Here is a 19430-nt window from a genome sequence, read left to right on the forward strand (position 1 = left end):
ATGTCGCGCCAGCATACGCCAACAGAACTGAAGAGTGCATTAAAAGGGACTAAACCGACCTTTATAATGCTGTTGTTTTTTAGTTGTGTAATTAACATGCTTATGCTGGCGCCGGCAATATATATGTTGCAGGTCTATGACCGTGTTCTGGTCAGTAAAAATACGACCACTTTATTGATGTTGACGTTACTTATTGTCGGTATATACATCGTTATTGCGATGATTGAATCGGCCCGTTCAAGCGTCATGATTAGGCTTGGCAATCGGCTCGATGTCAAAATGAATAAGTTAGTCTTTAATGCTGCATTTAAACGAAAAGTTGCTACTGGCGACAGCAACCCTGCCCAGGCTTTAGCGGAGCTCGATCAGATTCGTCAGTTTCTTTCCGGCAGTAGTTTATTTGCGCTGCTGGATATTCCGTGGACACCGGTATATCTATTCATTGCCTTTCTTGTCCACCCGCTGTTGGGATACCTCTCTTTAGGAGGGATAACAATATTATTTATCCTGACCCTGGTTTCTGAATTTTCGACCAAACGCCCTATTCAGCAAGCACATGCGCTAACCATCAATAATGCCAGCAAACTCAATAAACAATTACAAAACTCCGACACCATAGAAGCGATGGGAATGCTTTCTACCCTAAAACATCACTGGGGTGAACAGCATGACAAAGTGCTGGTTTTGCAAACGCAGATTGCCGATAAAACGGCTGGATTAAACAGTTTAAGCCGCTTTGTACGTGTACTGCTGCAATCTATTGCGCTGGGTGCCGGGGCCTTACTGGTGATCGGAGGCCAAATTACCCCAGGGCTGATGATTGCCGCCTCCATCATTCTCGGGCGTGTACTGAATCCGGTGGAACAAATTATCGGTAGCTGGAAGCAATTTGTGCAATTTCGTAGCGCATGGCATCAGATATCAACTTTGCTGAAGGAATACCCGGTACCAAAAGAAGTTCTGACCCTGCCGCGTCCGAACGGAAATATCAGTGTTGAAAGTATTTTTGCCGCAGCACCAGGCCAACATGCACCACTGCTACGTAATATCTCATTTCAACTCGAGAAAGGTGAAGTGCTGGGTATTATCGGCCCTTCGGCATCAGGGAAAACCTCACTTGCTAAGTTACTGGTCGGCGTCTGGAAACCTTTATCCGGCAAGGTTCGCCTCGACGGCGCGGATATTTGCCAGTGGGATAAAGAGTTGCTTGGCCCCTCCATCGGTTATCTTCCACAAGATGTTGAATTATTCGACGGCAGCATCGCACAAAACATTGCCCGTTTTGCCGAAAACGACAGCGAACTTATCGTCGCTGCCGCAACTTTGGCCGGTGTGCATGACATGATTCTACGTCTCCCCCAGGGCTACGACACGCCTCTGGGTGCAGGTGGACACCAGTTATCCGGCGGGCAACGGCAACGTATTGGGCTTGCGCGCGCGGTCTACAACAATCCGGCATTCGTCGTTCTGGATGAGCCAAATGCCAATCTGGATGATGCCGGTGAGTTTGCTCTCGTCAAAGCGATTAATACGTTGCGCACACAAGGCCAAACCACCGTCATTATCTCCCATCGCCCGACGCTGCTCGGCGTGGTCAATAAAGTCTTATTACTTAATGACGGAGCCATGCAAGAGTTCGGAACCCGCGACCAGGTTTTTGCCAATCTACGGCAGGCCAATATATTAAAACCGGTAGCGACCTCCTCTCCATCGAGTACTGAACAGCAACGAGAAGCCTGATGATGAAAAAGAATAATAAAGACACTGAAACCTCCGGTTCTGGCAGCGTTGATACCAATATCTGGCCACCAATACTGCGTGGAATCATCGTTATAACAATTGGCGTTGGTGGTTTCTTATTATGGGCGGTGCAGGCACCTTTAGATGCCGGTGTAGTGGCTGACGGGACGGTGACGGTTTCAAGCCACCGTAAAACTATTCAGCATTTAAGCGGCGGGCGAGTCACCGATATTTTTATTAAAGAAGGCGATTTAGTTAAAAAAAACCAGGTGTTAGTGCGGCTGGATAAAATGCAACTTGGCATGCGTTACAGCACGTTAAATGCACAATATATATCAGCAAAAAGTATTGAAGACCGTTTACTGGCAGAAAGAGATGGGCTGGAAGTTATTGCCTTCGACAATACACTGACACAGCAATTTCCGGACAATAAACGCCTGGCAGCAGTCAGAAATTTGCAGGGAAAATTATTTGATACGCGTAGAAAAAACATCCAGGATGAGTTGTCCATGATTCAGGAAACACTGGATGGCCTTGTTGGGCAAATCGAAAACCTGAATAAAATTAAAAGCTATCGGGATCACCAATCGACTCTGATCAATCGAGAACTGGGTGCTATTCGAGCGCTCAGCGAAAAAAACTACTATCCAAAAGCACAATTGTTGGTACTTGAACGCGAAGCCGCTGAAATATCCAGCAACGTTTCAGAAGATATTCTGAATATCGCCAAATTAAAGTCACAACAAAACGAACTGAAGATCAAAGCGTATCAGGTGCGCCATCAGTATCTGCGGGAAGTAGAATCAGAGCTTACGGAAAAGCAAAAAGAAGTCGCAATGCTTGAAGATGAATTAGTTTCGACTCGACATGAACTGGATAATACGGAAATTCGTTCACCTATTGATGGCATCGTTCTGGATGTAAAAGTCAGCACTGTGGGCGGTATTATTCAGCCAGGAGAACATTTAATGGATATTGTTGCCGCCGGGCAACCTCTGCAAATAGATGCAAAAATACCGGTGCATGCCATTGATAAACTGGTTCCGGGGTTGATGGTTGATGTGCTGTTCCCTGCCCTTAACCATGCTTTATTACCGTCAGTTCCTGCGCATGTGTTAACTATTTCGGCTGACCGCTTAATCGATGAAGCCACGCAGCAGCCCTATTACCTGGCAGAAGTTCAGGTCTCTACAGAAGGTGTGCGTTTGTTGGGGGATTACAAAATTAAGGCAGGCATGCCGGCGAGTGTGACAATTAAAACCGGAGAGCGAACATTCTTGAGCTATCTGTTCAAGCCATTAATCGCTCGCCTGGAACTGGCGTTTAAGGAGTACTGATGCCATCCTGTCTAAGGCGAGTGGCCATAGTGCCACTCGCTACCCGTCATACTTAAAGCGGCAGGTGCGTTGGCAGCTCTCAGTCACCCGATGCCAATTAACATAATCTACATCATTGACTTAAATGCGAATCAGCAGAGAATATTCGTTCCTGACTATGTGCCGCAAAACTGGAGTCTACCATTAGCCGTTCTCGTAGCTTTCCGCTTATGACAAGAAAAGTGAAAACGTCAGGCGCCTTTATTATCGCCGCTATTTTACTTGCCAGTTGTTCTTCAAAACCTCCGGTCTCGCTCGTGACCCCGGTGACTAAACCGGCGCATCCGGCATCGCCTTCGCAAAATCAAGAACCCGTGCGAGGCGTGTGGCTCGCAACGGTATCTCGTCTTGACTGGCCCCCTGTTGCATCAGTAAATCCGAACAATGCTTCCACTCGCGTTAGTCAGCAACAGCAAGCGTTAAAAAACAAATTAGATAACCTGAAAAGCCTTGGAATTAATACCGTATTTTTCCAGATCAAACCTGATGGCACCGCGCTTTGGCAATCAAAAATTTTGCCATGGTCTGATGTAATGACGGGTAAAATTGGTGAAGACCCAGGTTACGACCCGCTGCAATTTATGCTCGACGAAGCACACAAGCGCGGTATAAAAGTTCACGCCTGGCTTAACCCTTACCGTGTTTCCACCAATACCAAACCGTCGACCGTTGCAGAACTCAACAACACTTTATCGGACCAACCACCGAGCGTGTTTGTGCTCCATCGTGACTGGATTCGTATCTCAGGCGATCGTTATGTCTTAGATCCTGGAATTCCAGAAGTTCGAGACTGGATTACCAGCGTCGTTGCTGAAGTCGTATCGCGTTATGACGTCGATGGCGTACAGTTTGATGACTACTTCTATACAGAGTCTCCAGGATCCCGCATCAACGACAACCCGACATTCCAAAAATATGGTCAGGGATTTGATTCAAAAGCAGACTGGCGTCGGCACAACACGCAGCAACTTATTGAGCAAGTTTCCCGAACTATCAAGCAGTTAAAGCCGGGTGTTGAATTTGGTGTGAGTCCTGCTGGTGTATGGCGCAACCGTTCATTTGATCCTGCCGGTTCCGATACCCGAGGTGCAGCGGCATATGATGAATCTTTTGCTGATACACGAAAGTGGGTACAACAGGGCTTATTGGATTACATCGCTCCGCAGTTGTACTGGCCTTTTGCGCGTGATGCCGCCCGTTATGATGTACTCGCAAAATGGTGGGCCGATGTGGTGAAACCAACAAATACACGTCTGTATATTGGGGTTGCACTCTACAAAGTCGGTGAACCGTCCCGGAAAGAGCCGGATTGGACGGTAAACGGTGGTGTGCCCGAGTTGAAAAAACAGCTCGATCTTAACGAATCATTGCCGCAAATCAGCGGTACGATCTTGTTCAGAGAGAACAATCTCAACCAGCCGCAAACCAGAGAAGCCGTTAGCTATCTTAAAAACCGCTGGGGCAGTTAACACCTGCCACATAAACAATTGAATAAAATGATTTTTCTTCAAAATGGCGTCGCTACGTGAATTTTACTGTTCTGGCAGTACATCGGTGCAGCAGAATTCACGTAAAAGCATCTGGGAATTTGGGTTTCATTTTCAAAATCACTTCCCGACATAAATCATAATTGCTCATCTCTTTTTGTTTTCCCACGTTGGTTCCAAAAACCAATCGAAACGGTCGTTTTCTGTTCCTCGATTGGTGCATCAATTCAGCTACTTTAATTATTTGTTATTTTTAATTATGCGATGAATATTAATTGAACAATATTGAGGAAAATGTGGAGGGGATAAAATTGAGTTTTATCTGGTTGTTCCAATTTTATATCAACCGATAATCACTGGTAATGTTAATAGTGAGAAACGGTATCAACCATGAAAAAATTTGCATTAATTATCAGTAGCATAGTAATTGTTATGAGCCTATCTGGCTGTATTTACAGGGATGGTGGACATCACCACGGCTGGCATCATCACCATTATCGCTAATTAAAAATAAACCCCGGAATAATCCGAGGCTATTTATTTAACCGCCAGGGAAGTGACCACACTTCCCTATTGAAAACTTCCGCCAGGTTATTAGCCGTGGCGGAGGTTTTCATAAATGGCTGATTAAGACGCCGTTACACCCGGATTGTCTGATAACGAGATGAATTTCCCGCCTTTGCTATCAAATGCTTCAATACATCCCGATTCAATATCATAAACCCAGCCGTGAAGCGTAATGTTGCCCTTCGCAAGCGCTAATGCAACACAAGGGTGGGTACGTAAATTCCCCAGTTGTGCGATCACATTTTGGTGAACCATGCCGTCAACGCGAGATTGGGTTGAGCTATGCTCTTCCGCTTCGTTAATGGCTTTTGCAGCATCTGCATAACGTAACCAGTGAGCAACGGCTGGCATATGGTCAAGACACTGGCAGTTGGCGACCGCGGTCATCGCCCCACAATCTGAATGCCCACAAACCACGATGTCACGAACGCCAAGTGCCATCACCGCATATTCAACCGATGCTGAAACACCACCAGGCTCTGGCCCGAACGGTGGCACAATATTACCTGCGTTTCGAATGACAAACAGTTCACCCGGTTCACGCTGTGTAACTAATTCAGGAACTAGTCGGCTGTCGGAACAGGAAATAAAAAGTGTTTTAGGATTTTGATTTGATGCGAGTTTTTTGAATAGTTTGGAGCGTTGCGGAAAGGCTTCTTTCTGAAACCTCAAAAAACCGTCAATAACGTCTTTCATCGTAAGCCCTATATATTTTTTGTGCCGATATGATGCCACGCAGATAATGACAGATCAATTCACTGTCATACGATATATATATCCACATATTTATTGTTATTATATTTCCCCCTGTTTTTTATGCTGCTTTATATCCGCTTCATTCGAATAATCGCAGTGGTTCCAGGTCACTATCATGCCTCCTCACCCAGCCGCGTTATCACTGTGCGCAAATAAGTCAGCACTGCTGTTGCCGTTTCGCTCAGGGAGGATTCAGCAAGCGTGACCGCGCCAACATCCATGTAGGTGGTGCTGTCAGTAATGCTGCGGCGCATCACGCGCAATCCTTCGAGCGACCACGGGCGGTAAACCAGATCCGACAATATCGTCACCCCCTTTCCTTTTGCCACCAGACTGCGCACCGTTTCGAACGAGGTGGTGATGAAACTGATATTTGGGCTACCGCCTCGGGCACGCCAGTGCTCTTTAATCACGTTGGGGTATTCGTCGGTATCCAGCAGCAAAAATGGATGGTTTTCAAGATCAGCCAAATGAATCACTGACTGGTTCAATAGCGGATGGCCCTGCGCGGCCCAAAGTCGGCGCGGTGAACGAATAAATATCTCTTTTTTCAGGGCATTGTCGTGAGCAATATTTGAGGTTAACAGCAGCGAGAAATCAATATCCTGAGTCTTTAATGATTCGGTTAATTCCTGCGGGTCTGACTCAATAAAATTAATCGTCATTAATGGAAAATGCTGTTCAACTTCAAGAATAATCGCTGGCAGTAAATAAGCAGAAAGCGTTTTGGCGATGCCAATATTCACCGTGCCTTGTTCCAGTTGCGGTTGGTGCAGCAAATCGTCAATGGCAAGCTGGCTGTCATTAATAATTTTACGGGCGTAATGCAGGAAGCGCTCACCTGCGGCGGTGAGTTCAATACCTTTTGGCTGGCGCAAAAACAGCTGGTTGTTTAACGAGGTTTCGAGATTGCGCATCGCGACCGTCATCGACGACTGCGAGATATTACAGCGTGAAGCCGCTTTGGAAATCTGCTGTGTTTGCGCAAGCGCGATGAAAAACTCTAACTGCCGTAGCGTGAACCTCATAGTTTTAAACTATACCTTGCCATGAAAAAGATGAATTAGATTTGGTTGCCCCGCAACCCTACCATGGTCTTCAGCAAATCACTGATTCAAGCATTCGCAGGTATCTGGCCGCTGGGCTCACGTACTCTTCATCAGCTGCGTGATATCGCATGTATGCATTAAATCTATACCTGATTGTATTAAACCGTTTTCTGGAATTCAAATTATGCCGTATTTACTGTTAAGTCTTGCCGCCTGTTTCTGGGGTGGAAACTATGTTGTGGGTCACGAACTGGTGGCGCAGGTTGACCCCATTGTGCTGTCGGAGGCGCGCTGGATGCTCACCGCCCTGGTGCTTATCAGCCTCTATTTCCGGCAAATAGGAGCGCAATGGCAGGCGATGGTTGAGGCGAAATACACGGTATTTTTCCTCGCTTTGTGCGGGCAAGTATTATTCCCGGTGACGCTATATATCGGCCTGCAATACACCTCCTCATTAAATGCGGCAATATATTTATCCACCACGCCCGCATTAGTGTTGCTGATTAATAAGTTTATTTTCAAAGAGGCTATTTCACGGCGCAATATTTATGGCGTAGTGCTCAGTTCTTTGGGCGTGATCTACCTGGTGATGCAAGGCGACCTTTTGCATTTGGACACGCTTAAAAACCTTAACCGTGGCGACGTATGGACCATGGGTTCGGCTATTAGTTGGGCGCTGTACTGCGCGTTCTTGCGCCTCAAACCTAAACAGGTTGGCGGAAATGCGTTTGTTGCGGTCAGTGCCGCGATTGGCGCGATAGTGCTGCTGCCGGTGTTATCACTCTATTCGGCGGCCCATTATGCATCTGAGATGAAAGCCTACTTTAATTCAGGTTTTTTATTAGGGTTGGCTTACCTGGTTATCTTACCGTCATGGTTGTCATATTTGCTGTGGAATAAAGGCATTCAGGCCATTGGTGCAACGCGCGGTGAAGTCTATTCGCACCTGATTCCGCTCAGCGGCGGCGTGTTTAGCGTGCTGTTTCTCAACGTGCCGCTACATGGTTTTCACCTCGTCAGCGCGTTGCTTATCGCACTGGGAATTGCACTTTGCTCGATGGCTCCAAAGCAGAAGCTTTTAGCTCCTGACCCATGCAGTCGATAAAATATTCGCAAACTGGCGTCAGTACCTGGTCTTTTCGCAACATAAAGCCAAAGGTGATATCGGGTAATTGCGTCTGAATGTTTAGCGGTACTAATTCCTCTTGCCCAGGGCGGGCACGCAGCAAGAAATCCGGCCAGATGCTGACGGTGTTAGCATCCTGTGCCAGTGCTGAATAGAGCCCCCATGAAGTGCAGATATTCACCTGCGCGGGCTCCAGAACCTGTTGCTCCCCTGCCAACTGTTGCCAGAACGGTTGCCAGCTTTCCCTGGTGTGGCTGCATAGCCACTGTGCCTCAGAGAGTTGGTTCAGATTGACGGCCTTGGCCAGCGGATCGCCTTTTGCCACCGCCAGAGTTTGCGGCCAGTGCTGCAAAGCAATCAGGCGAAACTCAGCAATCGGGTCGGTTTGTGCCACAAATGCCAGGCACAGGTCAAAGTCACCATTGCGTAACCCATCAATGATTTGTCCCGGCATGCCTTCATGAACGTTAACGCGGGCCTGTGGGAAGCGTAAGCGAAAGCGACGTAGAGCCTCATAAACCGGAACAGTTGCTGAAAGCAAAGAGACACCAATATTCAAACTGGCATGGGATTGTGCTTTCATGGCAGCAATTTCATGCTCTGCGCGGTTAATTTCGGTTATCACGGTGCGGGCATAACGCAACAGCGTGTTGCCATAAGTGGTGAAACGCACGCCAGCGCCACTGCGCACCAGTAACTGCACACCTAGTCGAGATTCGAGTTCTTTGATACTGCGCGTGACGCCCGGTTGAGATAACCCTAACTCGCCAGCCGCACCGATCAGCGTTCCATGTCGGGCTACTGCCACTAAGATCCGCAATTGAGATGTTTTGATAAACCCTCCGCTATAACTGTTTGTTATAGGCATAAGAAACTGGAAATTGACCAATGATTTCAGTCTCTTCTAGCATCATAAAACCGGACGTTTTGCGAAATCAGTATAATAGAGGGCTTTATAAGTGGTGAACAATAACCTTGATTTGACGGTAAATATTGCTGAGTTAGTGGCACTACGCCGTGATTTACATGCTCATCCCGAAATTGCTTTTGAAGAAACACGCACCAGTGATCGTGTCGCTAATTGCCTGCAACAATGGGGAGTCACCCATTGGCGCAATATCGGCGGAACAGGTGTTGTTGGTGTGGTGGAAGGCGAACGCGGCCTTGGGCGCACTATCGCTCTGCGTGCGGATATGGATGCGCTGCCGATGGAAGAAGAAGGTACTCCGGAATATCGCTCCACTCATGCGGGCGCTTTTCACGGCTGCGGGCATGACGGGCACACCGCTATGTTGTTAGGTGCGGCGCATTGGTTTAGCCAAAACCGCGATTTTGCCGGGAAAGTGGTGTTCTTGTTCCAGCCTGCCGAAGAAAACGGCGGTGGCGCACTGGCGATGCTGGAGGCCGGTGCTGAAACACAGTTTGACTGGGATGAAATTTACGGACTGCACAACGCTCCACATTTTGCGCCTGGGACATTTGGCGTGCTGGATGGCGCAATGCTGGCCTCATGTGACGATGTGTTGATAAGTATCGATGGCGTGGGTGGGCATGGTTCCGCACCAGAATTAACTCGCGACCCGGTGATTGCCGCAGCACAACTGGTCTGCGCATTACAAACGGTAGTCAGCCGTACCATCTCCCCCTCAGAAATGTCGGTGCTGAGCATCGGTAGCATGCATGCTGGCAGTACGCCGAACGTTATCCCTGCTCACGCCACACTTGCAGGCACATTGCGCACATTTAACGAAGCGGTACGCGCCCAGGCAAAGCGCCGTGTTGAGGCAATTTGCGAAGGGGTGGCAAAAACCTGCGAATGCGCGATTAGCGTTCGTTTTGCCAATGGTTCCCCGGCAACCGTCAACCACCCGGCTCAGGCCGAGGCCGCAGCAAAAAGTGCCGAAAAAGTGTTTGGCAAAGACAACGTGTTACGCAGTTTCCCACCGATGAACGGTTCAGAAGATTTCTCAGAGTTTTTATTACGCAGGCCCGGTGCTTATGTGCTGCTCGGCCAGGGAGGCGTTTTTTGCCATCACCCACAATACGATTTTAACGACGATGTACTGCCGCTGGGCGTGCGCTATTTCATTACCCTCGCCCTCGACCGCCTTTGTGCATAACAGCGCTAACTGACTATCACCGGAGTGTAAGATGAACAAATACGTTGCAGGGGTTTGTGGATTGCTGGCATTGACGGTCTGCCAGGCCGTTCAGGCGCAAACATTACGTTTTGGTACCGACCCCACTTATCCACCTTATGAATCGAAAAAGCCTGACGGAAGTTTGGTGGGACTGGACATTGCGATTGGCAATGAAATTTGCAAAACCGCAGGCGTCACCTGCCAGTGGGTTGAATCCGGTTTTGATGGTCTCATTCCGGGCCTGAATGCCAAAAAATTCGATGCGGTTATCTCCTCAATGGCCCCGAATGCGCAGCGCCTGAAAGTCATCGACTTCAGCCAGACATTGTATGAAGACAACAGCCGCCTAATCTCTGCCAAAAATGCACCGTTGAAACCGGATGCCGCATCGCTGAGCGGAAAAAATGTCGGCGTATTACAAGGCTCAGTACAGGCAAAATATGCGGATGCGAAATGGCGCTCGCAAGGTGCCAACGTCACGGAATATCCCGATCAACAGTCGATTTACGGCGACTTAGCCAATGGCCGACTGGATGCCACTTTTGTCGTTGCCACCTCCGGGCAATCAGCCTTTCTTGACCAACCGATTGGCAAAGAGTACGCCTTCTCGGGTGAGCCGGTGAAAGACCCGATGTTATCCGCCAATAGCGCCATCGGTGTGCGCAAAGGTGATGAGCAGACGCTGAAACTTATCAATGATGCACTCACAAAAATGACGCAGGACGGCACTGTGGCCAGGCTGGAAAAAGAGTATCTCGGCAAGCATTAACCTTCGGCTGTCTCAGTCAGTGCTGAGACAGCACAGCTTATCGTAAACATAAAATTACACTTCATGTAACCCTCATTTGACGCAGTCACAACAATCCCTTACCCTGCGCGGCATAATCTCGTTATTACAAGCGTAAATTCAGAGGGAAGCGTGAAGAATCGCACTCTTGGCAGTATCTTTATCGTGGCTGGCACCACAATTGGCGCAGGAATGTTGGCAATGCCATTGGCTTCAGCAGGCGTTGGGTTTGGGGTGACTTTCCTGTTGCTCATCGGCCTGTGGGGGTTGATGTGTTACACAGCACTGCTTCTGGTCGAAGTTTATCAGCATGTTTCCGCCGACACAGGGCTTGGCACCCTTGCCCGCCGCTACCTTGGGCGTCCAGGACAATGGCTTACCGGTTTTAGCATGTTGTTCCTGATGTATGCGTTAACGGCGGCGTACATCAGCGGTGCAGGTGAACTGCTGGCCGCAAGTCTGAATCAATGGTTTGCATCCTCAATCTCCGTTACAACCGGGGTTTTACTGTTCACGATTGTTGCCGGTGGCATTGTCTGCATCGGCACTCATATGGTGGATATGTTTAACCGCGTACTGTTCAGCGCCAAGGTGATTATGTTGGTGGTGATGCTGGGGCTGATGATGCCGCACATCCATCACACTAATTTACTGACGTTGCCTCTGGAGAAAGGCCTGGCTCTTTCAGCGATTCCGGTGATCTTCACCTCGTTTGGTTTCCACGGCAGCGTGCCGAGTATTGTCAGTTACCTTGACGGCAATCTGCGCAAACTGCGTTGGGTGTTTATCATCGGCAGCGCAATTCCGTTAGTTGCCTATATCTTCTGGCAAGTTGCCACGCTGGGTGCGATTGATTCTGGTGTGTTCAGTGGGCTGTTAGCCAACCATTCAGGGCTGAATGGTTTGTTGCAGGCGGTTCGTGAAGTAGTGGCCTCGCCGCACGTTGAATTAGCGGTGCATCTGTTTGCGGATCTGGCACTGGCGACTTCATTCCTGGGTGTATCGTTAGGGTTGTTTGATTACCTGAGCGACCTCTTTTCGCGTCCCCGTAATGCATCTGGCCGTGTGCAAACAGGGTTGATGACATTTGCGCCGCCGTTAGTTTTCGCTCTGTTTTACCCACAAGGGTTTGTGATGGCGCTGGGTTATGCCGGTGTTGCGCTGGCAATACTGGCGTTAATTATCCCGTCGCTTTTGGTCTGGAAAAGTCGCCAGACTCAAAAAGAGCCTGGCTACCGTGTTGCTGGCGGCAAACCGCTGCTGATTCTGGTGTTTGCCTGCGGTATCGCCGTGATTGTGATTCAGGCGTTGATTGCGTCTGGCGCATTGCCGGAAGTGGGTTAATTACACCAGCCCTGTGTTGACGCGCTTGCCTATCTCTTTAAGCTGCGAGTACTTCTCAAGCAGAGATGGGCCGTCATCCAGGCTCATGGCAAACATCCACATGTAGGTCATGACAGAGTAAATATGCCCGGCGTTCCCGACACCTTTCACGGTCATAAGCCAAATGGTCATCGCGAAAAGGAACGCTGCGGCAATACCAATAGATAAATAGCCGTATGCCTCCCGGTCGGACAAGCGAATACGGACACGCGCCAAAAAGTTGTAATGCTTGTTCAGCGTGTTTTCACTGGCAGTGCCGACAAAACCCACCTCTTTTTCCAGCCTGTCGTTGAGCTTCTCATATAACATTTCATTCTTGCGTGTATAGCTCGGCAGGAACATCACGAAGAAAATCAACACACCCAGACAAGCGACACCTGCCCAGAACTCAATCGTCAACAACATAATGACTGCGCCGATAATTGATGCCACGGAGGTAATCAGTAGCGGCAGGTGTGTTTCAAAGAAATTGACAAATTCACGTGACAACGTCACGCGAGCGGCAATGGTCGAATGGCTATGATCATCCTCGCGCTGTGCAAGGATCACCGGCACGGCAAGTCCGGCATAGATTCTGGCAAATGTCCGGGTATCCATGCTGCGGCGTGCAGCACCTATCGCCCACATCACAAAGACCACCAGCGCATACAGCAATGCATGTAGCGGTTGCCCTTTAATGATGGCGTTGATGGCAAATCCGGCCATTAATGGATAAAGCAAATAGATGATGTTTTCAGCGACCACCAGCATCAGCGTAATCACTAATTTTTTACTGTGGAGTTTTGCGAGTTTTTTTAATGTATTCATTGCGCCGCGTGATGGTTTAAGCTCCGCGGTTTGGGTCGTATGCATGACTTTGTATTCTTAAATTGTTATTCTTGAGCGGTTGCTCAAGAGTGAAGGAAGTCTATTTGAGCACTTGCTCAAAGTCAACGAAGGTGCCGTTATGAAAGAGAAAGCGTCTGTTCTGAAAGAGAATATTCTTGATGCAGCGATCGCCCTGTTTACTGAAAAAGGAGTGGAAAAGGTCACCACTCGCGAATTAACAGAACAGGTTGGGATAGCCCGTAGCCACATTTACCACTATTTCCCGGACTGGCAGACGTTATGCATTGCAGCATTTTCGCGCTTTATGTACGCAGAACTGGACGCTTTTAGCCAAAAAACGCGTGCCTTGCCGCCGGAGCAAGGTTTGAATATTTTTGTTGAAGACTATTTACCGGACCGTGCTGACGCGGTGTGGGAGCTGTATGGATCGTTGTGGCGCCTGGCCGTGCATAACAAGGTTTACGCCGATCTGGCGTTAACGTTGACCGAAAAGTGGGATGCTTTGCTGGCGAGTATTATTGAGTCGGGCATTGAAAGCGGCGTTTTCCGCCAGACCGATGTCTGGCGAACAACCCGTCAGCTTGGTGCATTGCTTAACGGGTATTCGGATCAACTGATTATCGATAGCGCGCCACTTGCCCGCGATCAGGCTTTAGAAGATATCCAGGCATTTATCAGTCAGATTTTAATTACGGATAAGTGATCCCCGGGGGATTCACTTCAGACGAAGCGACTTCTTCACCCTTTTCACCCCATCTGTCGAGAACTTGCTGGTATTCGCCACGTTTCGCTGCACCATCGAGGGCTGCCTGTAATGCATAAACCAGCCCGTTCCCTTTTTTGGTAGTGGTCGCAACATAGGCTTTCTTAGGCCCAAGCCCTACAACACGCGTTTTCCCAGTCAGAGCCGCTTTATAGGCCGCCACACTCTGCGGGCCGAAGGTCGCATCAGCTCTTCCGGCCTGAATATAGAGGTTGCCGGAAGCGTCATCCGTCAGGTAAATCGGCTGAGCCGGTTTGCGCCCTGCTTGTTCATTTTGGTCATTCCAGCCCAACAGAATTTTTTCCTGATTCGTACCGGAACCTAAAATAATTCGTAACCCGCTAACATCTGCTGGCCCTTCAATTTTTTGAATCGGGCTGTCTGATTTCACCGAAAATGCCAGAGAATCTACGCGATAGGTCGCAAAATCAAACTTAGTTTTACGCTGCTCGGTTACCGCAATATTCACTAATGCCACATCATAGCGACCGGATGTAATGCCAAGAGGCCAGTCTTCCCAGGCGGTAGGCACAAGTTTGAGTTTTAGCCCTAAGCTATCGGCCAGTAAACGTGCAATATCAGGATCGCTACCGATCCTTGTGCGGTTATCACTTGCAAGCATTGCAAGCGGTGGCGAATTTAGCGCTGAAATCGCCACAGTCAGGGTGCCCGGCTCAACAAATTTATAGCCTTGTGGAATTTTACTGATAGCCACAGGGTCTTTAGCCGTATGTATCGGCACTTCATTAGCTTTAAGATCAAGACTTCCCTGTGCAAAGCTCGCCGAGCTAACTATCAGCAGCGCCAGTGGGACAAATTTCATAACTGCTCCTTAGAGAACTTTTGATAAAAACTGACGCGTTCGCGAATGTTGTGGATGGTTAAGCACTTCGTCGCTGCAGCCTTGCTCAACGATTTTCCCGTCGACCATAAACACCACGTTATCCGCCACTTCACGGGCAAATCCTATCTCATGGGTGACGACCACAAGCGTTGTGCCAGATCGGGCCAGTTTTTTAATCACATCCAGCACTTCGCCCACCAGCTCCGGATCGAGTGCGGACGTAGGTTCATCAAACAGCATCACGCGTGGGCGCAATGCCAGCGCACGGGCTATGGCGATACGTTGCTGCTGACCGCCGGAAAGATGGCGCGACCAGGCATCCGCTTTATTACGCAGCCCCACCACATCAAGTAATTGATAGGCTTGTTCAATAGCCGCTTTTCGGCTCAGCTGTTTATGGGCAATCGGTGCTTCGATCAGGTTTTCCAGTACCGTGAGATGCGGGAACAAATTGAAGTTTTGAAATACATAGCCAACGTTGATGCGCTGACGCAGGATCTCTTTTTCTTTCAGTTCATACAGCTTGTCGCCGGCCTGACGATAGCCAATGTAATCACCATCAATCTGGATGAAACCCTCATCTACACGTTCAAGATGATTAATCGCGCGCAACAAGGTGGATTTACCGGAGCCTGACGGCCCAAGGATCACCGTCACAGAACCGGGCTCCAGTTCCAGTGAGACGTTATCCAGCGCTTTATGACGGCCAAAATATTTACTCACGCCGGTAATCGAAATTTGGCCAGTCTGGTTATGGGAGTGGTACATGGGCGGCCTCCTGGGTATGCAGCACAGGCTGATGTGACGGATGACGAGCTGGAGTTTGTTGATTAATCGCGGAGCGGCGTTCACTACGTGCCAGCCAGCGTTCAACCAGATGTTGAATCAGCGACAATACGCTTGTGATAACCAGATACCAGACCGCCCCCACCATTAGCAGTGGGATCACTTCCTGGGTGCGGTTGTAGATCATCTGAATGGTGTAGAACAGCTCAGGCATCGCCAACACGTAAACCATCGCCGTGCCTTTAGCGAGACTGATAATTTCATTAAAACCTGAAGGCAAAATAGTGCGCAGCGCCTGCGGCAGAATAATACGCAGCGTACGACGCCATGCGGGTAGCCCTAACGCTGCCGCCGCTTCATATTGCCCGTGATCCACGCCCAGGAAACCACCGCGAATGATCTCGGCTGTATAGGCGCTTTGCACTAACGTCAGGCCAACCACGGCGGTAGAAAACTGCCCCAACACGTTTATCGTTTGGTAACTTCCCCACTGAATCTGGGTAAACGGAATACCAATCGAGAGCGTGTCGTACAGATAGGAGAAGTTATAGAGAATAATCAGCACGACAATCAGCGGCAGTGAACGAAACAGCCAGATATAACTCCACGCAAGGCTATTTAGCAGCCACGAAGACGAAAGCCGTGCCAGCGCCAGCATTCCGCCAATCACTACACTCAGCACAGTCCCTATTAGCGTCAGCAGTAAAGTTTGCGCCAGTCCTTCAAGAATTACCGGATCGAAGAACCAGCGGGCAAATACGCTCCACTCCCAGCGGGGGTTAAATGCAACCGACTGGATAACCACAGCCAGTACAAACAGAGCGATAATCGCACCGAGTGTTCTGAGCGGATAGCGCGCAGGCACCACTTTAATCGTTGATGGGGTATGCATAAGTACTCCTCAGGCCGTTTTGCTCAGACGAGCTAACTCTTTGGTAAAACGCAGGCGGCCGTCGAACGGAGCCACACTGTATTCTTCCCGGTTACGGTGAATATCAAACTGCGGTTGATAGCCAAGGCTCAGATAAAGCTTCACCGCTTCTGGCTGGCGAAAACCGGTAGTCAGATAGATATGGCGATAACCGGCAATCTGCGCGCGACTTTCCAGCTCACGCATCACACGCTGAGCAAGCCCTTGTTGGCGTAGTGCAGGATGCGTCCAGATCCGTTTCACTTCGGCTGTCTGCTCGTCGAATGGCTTATAAGCGCCAGTGGCAATAATTTCACCGTCACGCTCCAGAACAATAAACAGCCCCTGTGGTGTCAGATACCATTCGGTTAGTTCGACTTCAGCATCACGGGAAAAATAGTCGCCGTAGCGCGCTTCATATTCTTGAAACAGCCCAGCAATAATCGGCTGTAGTTCTGGCGCCTCAGGTGAAACATCACGAAATTGTTCACGCATGTTCTGCTCCTTAATCGCCGAGTCCGGCTGGGTTAACTTCAGATGCCGGGATTTGCTCTACGCCTTCTCCCCAGCGATTCAGGACTTTGTGGTAATCCCCATTTTTGATGACACCATTGAGCGCAGTTTGTACTGGCTCCACGAGCCCACTGCCTTTCTTCAACGTGACGGCGATATGTGCAGCTTTAGGCCAGCCGCCATCCACCACGCCAACTAACTGGGTTTTCTGCGTGAGTGCGGCTTTCCAGGCACCCGTTACATTGGGGCCAAAGAACGCATCAGCGCGACCGGACTGCAATGCCAGCGTTTGTGCCGCATCGTCTTTGGTATATACCGGGGTGAAGGGTTTAAGCCCTTTCTTCAGGTTCTCTTCATTCCATGCGAGCAAAATAGACTCCTGGTTGGTCCCGGAGCCGACAATAATGCGCAGCCCTGCAATGTCCTGTGCTTTCTCAATCTTCTTGATTGGGCTGTTAGATTTCACATAGAAACCCAGTGAATCTTTACGGTAGGTGGCGAAGTCGAATTTCTGTTTGCGATCTTTGGTGACGGTAATATTGCTGATTGCCGCATCGTATTTCCCCGATGCCACACCCAATGGCCAGTCTTCCCAGGATGTGGGTACGACGTTGAGTTCAAGCCCTAAGCTGTCAGCCACCAGACGTGCAATATCGACTTCGCTGCCGAGCAACGTTTTGTTGTCTTCAGCAAACACCGTCAAGGGTGGCGAGTTAAGTGCCGCAACGGCTACGGTGAATTTACCGGGCACCGCAAAATGATGATCTTTTGGCAGCTGTGCCACAGCCGATGGATTTACGGCCGTATTAATCGGCGTTTTATTGGCCTCGAGACTGACGCCAGTACCGTTAATGGTGACTTCTTGTGCCAGAGTTTGTGCCGACGAAAGTGCCAGAGCGATAGCAAGGATTAGCGATATTTTTTGCATAGCAGGTTCTCTTTTTTATTTTGGTGTTTTGTCGGATGGCGCTTTGCTTATCCGACCTACGAAAGCGCCGTTGTAGGGGGGATAAGCGTTAGCGCCATCCACCATTTTGCGCCTACGAAAATTGATTTACCGGATTGGCGAGCCCCAGGCTTTCGCGCAGCGTAGTACCGGGATACTCCTTGCGGAACAACCCACGGGCTTGCAGTACCGGGACAACTTCATCGACAAAGCGTGGGAAGGTATCAGGCGTACCGCCCTGAATAATAAAACCGTCGGCGCCATAGCTTTCAAACCACTGCTGCAGCCCATCTGCCACTTGCTGTGCGGTCCCGGAAAAACGCGGGCGCGGTGATGCTGCTTCAAGCGCGACCTGGCGCAGCGTCAGATTGCGTGTCTGAGCATTACGTTTGATTTCATCTGTGGTACTGCGGAAGCTGTTCTGCCCCAGGTCACCGATATCCGGGAAGGGTTCATCAAGCGGGTACTGGCTAAAATCGTGATGCTCAAAATAGCGGCCGAGGTAATTCAGGGCATCGTTAATTGAGACCAGTGCGGCGGTCGTTTGATATTGGTTCTCCACATCATCAGCATCTTTCCCAACGATCACGCTGACACCCTGGAATATTTTTAAGTCATCGTCCTTACGGCCATGATTTTTCAGTTGACCTTTAACGTCACGATAGAAATGTTGCGCCTCTTCAAGAGTTTCATGATGGGTGAAAATAGCGTCGGCATGGTGGGCGGCTAATTTCTTGCCGTCGTCTGATGCACCTGCCTGGAATACAATCGGACGACCTTGCGGCGTGCGGGAAATATTCAGCGGGCCTGCTACCTGGAAGAAATCTCCGCGATGATCCAGCGTATGTAATTTATTAGGGTCAAAGAATTGCCCACTGGCTTTATCACGAATAAATGCATCTTCTTCCCAGGAGTCCCACAGTCCTTTCACTACATCCAGATATTCATCGGCAATGCGATAACGCAGCGCATGCTCAGGGTGTTTTTCACGGGAAAAGTTCTTCGCTGAACCCTCCAGCGGCGATGTCACCACGTTCCAGCCCGCACGTCCTTTACTCAAATGGTCAAGGCTTGCAAACTGGCGAGCGACGGTAAAGGGTTCGCTATATGAGGTAGACAGTGTGCCAACCAACCCCAAATTCGTAGTGACGCTGGCTAATGCTGACAACACCGTTAATGGCTCAAATCTATTCAGGAAGTGAGGAATCGACTTTTCGTTAATATATAAACCGTCTGCGACAAATAAAAAATCCAGTTTGCCCGCTTCTGCTTTTAACGCCGTCTCTTTCACAAATTCAAAACTAATGCTGGCATCCGCAATTGCTGCCGGGTGCCGCCATGCCGACATATTTCCTGATGCGCCATGTAAGATTGTTCCAAGACGCAGTTGTCGATTATTTGACATATTTACCTCTTTATTTTGGCCGC

16 protein-coding genes and 1 pseudogene are annotated in these 19430 nt (G+C 49.3%); 8 read left to right on the plus strand and 9 right to left on the minus strand.

The genetic code is table 11. From position 1 onward, the window contains the following. The 3 genes from M979_RS06545 (at position 1) to M979_RS06555 (ending at position 4585) form a co-directional block, all read left to right on the plus strand. Positions 1–1740, plus strand: coding sequence for a type I secretion system permease/ATPase (locus M979_RS06545; protein ID WP_064554186.1), 1740 nt, complete (start codon positions 1–3; stop codon positions 1738–1740). Then, complete coding sequence (locus M979_RS06550) at positions 1740–3077, plus strand: HlyD family type I secretion periplasmic adaptor subunit (RefSeq protein ID WP_342446857.1); 1338 nt, start codon at positions 1740–1742, stop codon at positions 3075–3077. Before M979_RS06545 ends, M979_RS06550 begins: the two co-directional genes overlap by 1 nt. A gap of 209 nt (positions 3078–3286) precedes the next feature. Beyond that, entirely contained in the window at positions 3287–4585 is a 1299-nt protein-coding gene (locus M979_RS06555) for a glycoside hydrolase family 10-like protein (protein WP_064554188.1), read from the plus strand. Between the two features lie 645 nt (positions 4586–5230). Here M979_RS06555 and M979_RS06560 read toward each other — a convergent pair. Both M979_RS06560 and M979_RS06565 read right to left on the minus strand, forming a co-directional pair. Further along, a complete protein-coding gene (locus M979_RS06560; protein WP_064554189.1) occupies positions 5231–5866 on the minus strand; it encodes a carbonic anhydrase in 636 nt (211 codons plus the stop codon). Positions 5867–6039: 173 nt separating this feature from the next. Then, complete coding sequence (locus tag M979_RS06565; protein WP_064554190.1) at positions 6040–6954, minus strand: LysR family transcriptional regulator; 915 nt, start codon at positions 6952–6954, stop codon at positions 6040–6042. Between the two features lie 205 nt (positions 6955–7159). On the opposite strand from M979_RS06565, the gene M979_RS06570 reads away from it, so the two are divergent. Beyond that, on the plus strand, positions 7160–8080 hold the full coding sequence (locus M979_RS06570) for a DMT family transporter (RefSeq protein ID WP_064554191.1): 921 nt from the start codon (positions 7160–7162) through the stop codon (positions 8078–8080). Here the strand turns inward: M979_RS06570 and M979_RS06575 are convergent. After that, on the minus strand, positions 8004–8969 hold the full coding sequence (locus M979_RS06575) for a LysR family transcriptional regulator (protein WP_074388629.1): 966 nt from the start codon (positions 8967–8969) through the stop codon (positions 8004–8006). The genes M979_RS06570 and M979_RS06575 overlap by 77 nt on opposite strands. 91 nt (positions 8970–9060) lie before the next feature. Between M979_RS06575 and M979_RS06580 the strand changes: the two genes are divergently transcribed. From M979_RS06580 to tyrP, 3 genes are all read left to right on the plus strand, one after another. Continuing rightward, the gene (locus tag M979_RS06580; RefSeq protein WP_209439627.1) at positions 9061–10221 is read left to right on the plus strand and encodes an amidohydrolase; all 1161 of its coding nucleotides are present in this window, start codon (positions 9061–9063) and stop codon (positions 10219–10221) included. Between the two features lie 31 nt (positions 10222–10252). After that, positions 10253–11011, plus strand: a complete 759-nt coding sequence (locus M979_RS06585; RefSeq protein ID WP_064554193.1) for a transporter substrate-binding domain-containing protein — start codon at positions 10253–10255, stop codon at positions 11009–11011. A gap of 150 nt (positions 11012–11161) precedes the next feature. Next, positions 11162–12373, plus strand: a complete 1212-nt coding sequence (gene tyrP, locus M979_RS06590; RefSeq protein ID WP_034455556.1) for a tyrosine transporter TyrP — start codon at positions 11162–11164, stop codon at positions 12371–12373. Here the strand turns inward: tyrP and M979_RS06595 are convergent, their stop codons facing one another. Next, positions 12374–13264: an ABC transporter six-transmembrane domain-containing protein gene (locus M979_RS06595; RefSeq protein ID WP_064554194.1), complete on the minus strand. Its 891-nt coding sequence runs from the start codon at positions 13262–13264 to the stop codon at positions 12374–12376. It lies immediately after the preceding gene. Positions 13265–13358: 94 nt separating this feature from the next. On the opposite strand from M979_RS06595, the gene M979_RS06600 reads away from it, so the two are divergent. Then, entirely contained in the window at positions 13359–13943 is a 585-nt protein-coding gene (locus M979_RS06600) for a TetR/AcrR family transcriptional regulator (protein ID WP_064554195.1), read from the plus strand. Here the strand turns inward: M979_RS06600 and M979_RS06605 are convergent. The 5 genes and pseudogenes from M979_RS06605 to M979_RS23745 form a co-directional block, all read right to left on the minus strand. Beyond that, positions 13930–14826, minus strand: coding sequence for a transporter substrate-binding domain-containing protein (locus M979_RS06605; protein WP_064554196.1), 897 nt, complete (start codon positions 14824–14826; stop codon positions 13930–13932). The two genes, M979_RS06600 and M979_RS06605, sit on opposite strands and share 14 nt — an antisense overlap. Positions 14827–14835: 9 nt before the next feature. Then, positions 14836–15615 carry an amino acid ABC transporter ATP-binding protein gene (locus M979_RS06610; RefSeq protein ID WP_064554197.1) on the minus strand — a complete coding sequence of 260 codons (780 nt, stop codon included), beginning with the start codon at positions 15613–15615 and terminating at the stop codon, positions 14836–14838. Further along, positions 15599–16525 (minus strand): amino acid ABC transporter permease, encoded by a 927-nt coding sequence (locus M979_RS06615; RefSeq protein WP_064554198.1) that lies wholly within the window; start codon positions 16523–16525, stop codon positions 15599–15601. Before M979_RS06615 ends, M979_RS06610 begins: the two co-directional genes overlap by 17 nt. 9 nt (positions 16526–16534) lie before the next feature. Beyond that, entirely contained in the window at positions 16535–17038 is a 504-nt protein-coding gene (locus M979_RS06620) for a GNAT family N-acetyltransferase (RefSeq protein ID WP_064554199.1), read from the minus strand. 10 nt (positions 17039–17048) lie between these two features. Next, positions 17049–19407: pseudogene (locus tag M979_RS23745) on the minus strand (NtaA/DmoA family FMN-dependent monooxygenase). Positions 19408–19430: the final 23 nt, after the last annotated feature.

Source organism: Buttiauxella noackiae ATCC 51607 (assembly GCF_001654865.1).
GTDB classification, from domain to species: Bacteria; Pseudomonadota; Gammaproteobacteria; order Enterobacterales; family Enterobacteriaceae; genus Buttiauxella; species Buttiauxella noackiae.

Bases quoted from the DNA above. Each gene is read 5' to 3' on its own strand.
- M979_RS06610 (WP_064554197.1), bottom strand. From the start codon at position 15,615: ATGTACCACTCCCATAACCAGACTGGCCAAATTTCGATTACCGGCGTG.
- M979_RS06545 (WP_064554186.1), top strand. From the start codon at position 1: ATGTCGCGCCAGCATACGCCAACAGAACTGAAGAGTGCATTAAAAGGG.
- M979_RS06555 (WP_064554188.1), top strand. From the start codon at position 3,287: ATGACAAGAAAAGTGAAAACGTCAGGCGCCTTTATTATCGCCGCTATT.
- M979_RS06605 (WP_064554196.1), bottom strand. From the start codon at position 14,826: ATGAAATTTGTCCCACTGGCGCTGCTGATAGTTAGCTCGGCGAGCTTT.
- M979_RS06560 (WP_064554189.1), bottom strand. From the start codon at position 5,866: ATGAAAGACGTTATTGACGGTTTTTTGAGGTTTCAGAAAGAAGCCTTT.
- M979_RS06620 (WP_064554199.1), bottom strand. From the start codon at position 17,038: ATGCGTGAACAATTTCGTGATGTTTCACCTGAGGCGCCAGAACTACAG.
- M979_RS06600 (WP_064554195.1), top strand. From the start codon at position 13,359: ATGAAAGAGAAAGCGTCTGTTCTGAAAGAGAATATTCTTGATGCAGCG.
- M979_RS06615 (WP_064554198.1), bottom strand. From the start codon at position 16,525: ATGCATACCCCATCAACGATTAAAGTGGTGCCTGCGCGCTATCCGCTC.
- M979_RS06565 (WP_064554190.1), bottom strand. From the start codon at position 6,954: ATGAGGTTCACGCTACGGCAGTTAGAGTTTTTCATCGCGCTTGCGCAA.
- M979_RS06595 (WP_064554194.1), bottom strand. From the start codon at position 13,264: ATGCATACGACCCAAACCGCGGAGCTTAAACCATCACGCGGCGCAATG.
- M979_RS06575 (WP_074388629.1), bottom strand. From the start codon at position 8,969: ATGCCTATAACAAACAGTTATAGCGGAGGGTTTATCAAAACATCTCAA.
- M979_RS06570 (WP_064554191.1), top strand. From the start codon at position 7,160: ATGCCGTATTTACTGTTAAGTCTTGCCGCCTGTTTCTGGGGTGGAAAC.
- M979_RS06550 (WP_342446857.1), top strand. From the start codon at position 1,740: ATGATGAAAAAGAATAATAAAGACACTGAAACCTCCGGTTCTGGCAGC.
- M979_RS06585 (WP_064554193.1), top strand. From the start codon at position 10,253: ATGAACAAATACGTTGCAGGGGTTTGTGGATTGCTGGCATTGACGGTC.